We start from the raw sequence: 3598 nt of genomic DNA on the forward strand, positions 1-3598 counted from the left end.
TCGAGTCGGCGTCGAGCCAGACGACGACATCTGTGTCGCATGTTCGGATTGCGTGGCAAATCGTGAAAACTTTGAACGAGAATTTCCGAGCGTTCCAGATGATATCATACGAGTTGGCGAGATCATGCTCGCTGTAAGGTATCGCTCGACCGAGGGCGAACTGAAGCCCGCTCAGAGAAAAATGGTAATCTTCCAGCCTCATGCCGGTCTGGGCAATTTGCCGAAATTCCACCCTGGCCCTGTCGGGGGGAGCCTTGAAATCAATATAGACGATCAGCTTGACCTCGGGTGGAAAGTTTTTGTCGAAACTCTCCACCATGGTTTCCGCGTACTCGATCCAGCCAGGCTGCGAGCAGGTGGTGACGAACGTGAAGGACCGCATAATGATATGTCCAGTCGAGGCTAGATCGCATATTCGGTGACGAGCGGCATGTCTGCATGCTCAAGAAGAATGTCGATGGCTCGGCCCAATTTTATTTCGTCAAATGAGAACTGCGAATAAGCAAGATGCTGCAGCCAAGCACGCCGGTCTGGGAACGACCTTTCTTCGATCGTCGCCAGAGACGTATTTCCGACTGGCGCCGCCGCACTGGTGGGTGAGACGTAAACCGGAACACCCGCGACGGCAGCTTCGATTGCAACATTGGACGAATGCGTGACTAAAGCATAGGCTGTTCCGAGTGCTTCCGCGAGCGGGATCGATGGTTCGCCGGGTTGCGGTTTTTGCCTGACGACGATTGGCCGGTCAGTGTACTTCGCCAGCTCGGCGAGCGTGTCCTCCAGCCACGAGCCGACGCCATGGGCCTTGATAAAATGCTCGGTCGGCGGGCAGACGAGGATGGTGCGCCCTTCCGTCTTCCAAGGCTCGACAGGGATGCCGAGACGATCAAGGCGATCGCTCGGGCAAGCACGAACGGCACCGGCCTCGAACCGGTTCAGGGAGATCCTGTAATTGGCCAGATGCCCGCGCCCAAAATACGCGTGATCGATATACATCCAAAGCCGGCCGCGCTCTTCCGCTTGGAGCAGCACGTCACGGCTGCCGCGGAGCACACCCCAGACGATCGGGATTCCGCTCCGAAGTCCGCCCTCCGCATAACTCAACGGGCATTTCAGACCTTCTGCCATTGCCCTGATGACATCGTTGCCCCCTCCGCCATGGTTGAGGTAGCAGCGCGTAGTTTTTGAAGAGACTTTATCCCGTGGTGCTTCGAGAATTCGTACAACTTCTGGTACTTCGTGTTCGCTCGACAGCAGCTTGATACGAAGCGCCACTCTTTCCGGAGATAAAAGCACGTCGGGAATATCGAGCCTTACATCTTCGATATTATCCAGAGAATGAATAGGAATTTTGCCGACTGCTATTCGATCACGCTCTCCGATTTCGGCCTCAACCAGGACGTGACTGAATTGCCCAGCCGCAGACCAGTGCAACTTCAATACGATAGTGCCGTCAGTTATTTCTGCTGCAATAATTTCTGCCGAGGAATTGATCTCAATCGGATTTTTAGAAATAGGATCTATTTTAAAAACTTCGCGATTTGGTATGTTAATCTTGTGTTTTGAATTCGCGTTGAACGAATGCGGAACACTTATCGAAAATATATCTGAAATTCCTTTATTGGATCGCGACGTACGCTGCGACGCTATAGTATAAAAACGGTCAACAACCGCGCCGAAATAGCGCTCAGGCTTAGTGTCTTGCTTCGGTTTCCGGAGAGTGAGCCATTTTTTCCCATTATTTTGCAATACAACTTCATCCGAAACGTCAAAAAAACCATCCTTTTTTTGGGAAGATATGTATAGATGTGATCTGCCGATCTTCCGATACCCAAGAGAGCCAAGGTGCATGACTGCATCTGTGGGCAGCGCGGACGGATCGTTCGAAAGCCAGAGTCCAGGCTTGTATTTAGAAATGGTTTTCAAAGCGCCTATCAAGACTTTTTCCCAATCGGCAAAAGACGCGATTCGGATCAAATCAACGTTTTCGAGATCGAGATCATCAACCGACATCACCGGAACACGGGTCGTTTTCGGGCCGGATTTTTCAAGCAAATTAAAATTCCCGAAAATATCCGAGGACTGCCGCCCGAGATATCCCACTGACCGCCCTGATGAGAGGGCAATCCGCACAGCTTGAACGTTCGGGTATGATTTCAAATTGCCTTGCAGGCACGCGTAAGCATCGTGGTGGGGTTCATAGGATACCACGTTCAGAAAATTTTGCGCGAGAAAATAAGAATATTCGCCGACATAGGCCCCGACATCGAGCGCCAGGCGTCTTGACTTGCAATTATCTAAAACTTCCCTAAATTTAGCTGCATTTTCAAGCTGCCGATCATGGATAATTTTCGTGAATGCTGCATCGACGCTTGGCACATTCAATTTGTGATTTATCTTCATCTTGTATATTGCTCCGCCTGATTCATTTCTTGTCTATGTTAAATTATTAATACTGGAAAAAATATAAATGCCGGTTCTTGTATACTGACGACCGTAATTTGCCGGCGTTGTTTGTCATTTTGCTTATCCGCTCTCTGACTAGCGCTGAGGCTGCCCCATCAGACGAGACAGGGGACAAGCTGTTCTTAGCACAAATTCACTAACGATGCGAGCGTGATCAGCGGCAGGCCGGCGCCGCGAACTGGATTGACGTTGGTTTCAATCGCACCTGGTTTTCCGGTCACTCCTCCGTTTGCGAGGATGGAGCCATGACGACCTGAAAAACCTCGCTGTGCCTGGGACGCACGCCCATGTTGGACGGCGGCGCATCCGATACACGGCCGATGTCCGACCGATTTCGTCAAACGATCCCTACGAGATCGCTTGCGCAATGCGAAAAATTTATTGTCCGGCAACGGCGGCAATGTCTTCGTCGTAGGCGTCAGCATAGAGCGTCCGGAATTGAGGAATGCGCCCGAAGAGTCATGGCCGATCCCGTTGCGACGCACGGCAAGGCATACGGCGAGCGCCGACGCACGGTGTCGATCTGTCCAGCCTTGATGATCAGGGCACTATCCTTCCGGTTCACGTTTTCGAGCAGCGTCACGGATCGATGCTCCTTTCGCACGTCGCTGTCGGCCTGCGCGGACATTGTTCGGCCTGGAAGGGCCCCCGAGCCTGGCTCAGGTGGCCGATAGCAGCGCGGCGTAGCGCTGGCGGACATCGTCGGGGATCATCAGTCCCTCGATGAAGCGGTCCTGCCGAGTCACGAAGCGGCCGGGATCGGTGGAGGCGGCTACGGCGAAGCGCCACCAATCCTCGCCCGTCGAGACGCGCGCGAAAGAGGCGAAGTTGCGAAGGTCGATGGTGTTGTCGCCGTCATGCCACACCGCGACCGGCACGCCGGCGAGCATGAAGTCGAACAGAATGGAGGATGGCGCAGAAATCGCGTACGCGAAACGGGTCAGATCCATCCGGTAGAGCGGCTGCGTGCTGCGCACCGTGCACGCCTCCAGGGTAACGGCGTTCCTCTCGGTGAACTGGCCGGCGGGATGCGAGCGGAGATGGACCCGCGTGCCGAGCGCCTTCACGCGCTGCTCGAACTGAGTGAATTCCTCGAGAAACCCGGTTCGCGTGGTCGCCGACTTGAAGCGCA

Annotated in this window: 4 protein-coding genes; all 4 read right to left on the reverse strand. The window is 53.9% G+C overall.

Translation table 11 applies throughout. The annotated features are described in order from the left end of the window. Positions 1 to 382 (reverse strand): hypothetical protein (locus VQ03_RS21520; RefSeq protein ID WP_048452957.1); only part of this gene is annotated, 382 nt, incomplete at its 3' end. 20 nt (positions 383 to 402) lie between these two features. Next, positions 403 to 2403 carry an FkbM family methyltransferase gene (locus VQ03_RS32135; protein ID WP_083468141.1) on the reverse strand — a complete coding sequence of 667 codons (2001 nt, stop codon included), beginning with the start codon at positions 2401 to 2403 and terminating at the stop codon, positions 403 to 405. Positions 2404 to 2884: 481 nt separating this feature from the next. After that, positions 2885 to 3049 (reverse strand): hypothetical protein, encoded by a 165-nt coding sequence (locus VQ03_RS33215; RefSeq protein ID WP_157064194.1) that lies wholly within the window; start codon positions 3047 to 3049, stop codon positions 2885 to 2887. 76 nt (positions 3050 to 3125) lie between these two features. After that, a partial coding sequence (locus tag VQ03_RS33880) for a hypothetical protein (protein ID WP_048452958.1) occupies positions 3126 to 3598 on the reverse strand: 473 nt, incomplete at its 5' end.

Origin of the sequence: Methylobacterium tarhaniae, from assembly GCF_001043955.1 — a bacterium.
Lineage (GTDB): Bacteria > Pseudomonadota > Alphaproteobacteria > Rhizobiales > Beijerinckiaceae > Methylobacterium > Methylobacterium tarhaniae.

Bases quoted from the DNA above. Each gene is read 5' to 3' on its own strand.
- VQ03_RS32135 (WP_083468141.1), bottom strand. From the start codon at position 2,403: ATGAAGATAAATCACAAATTGAATGTGCCAAGCGTCGATGCAGCATTC.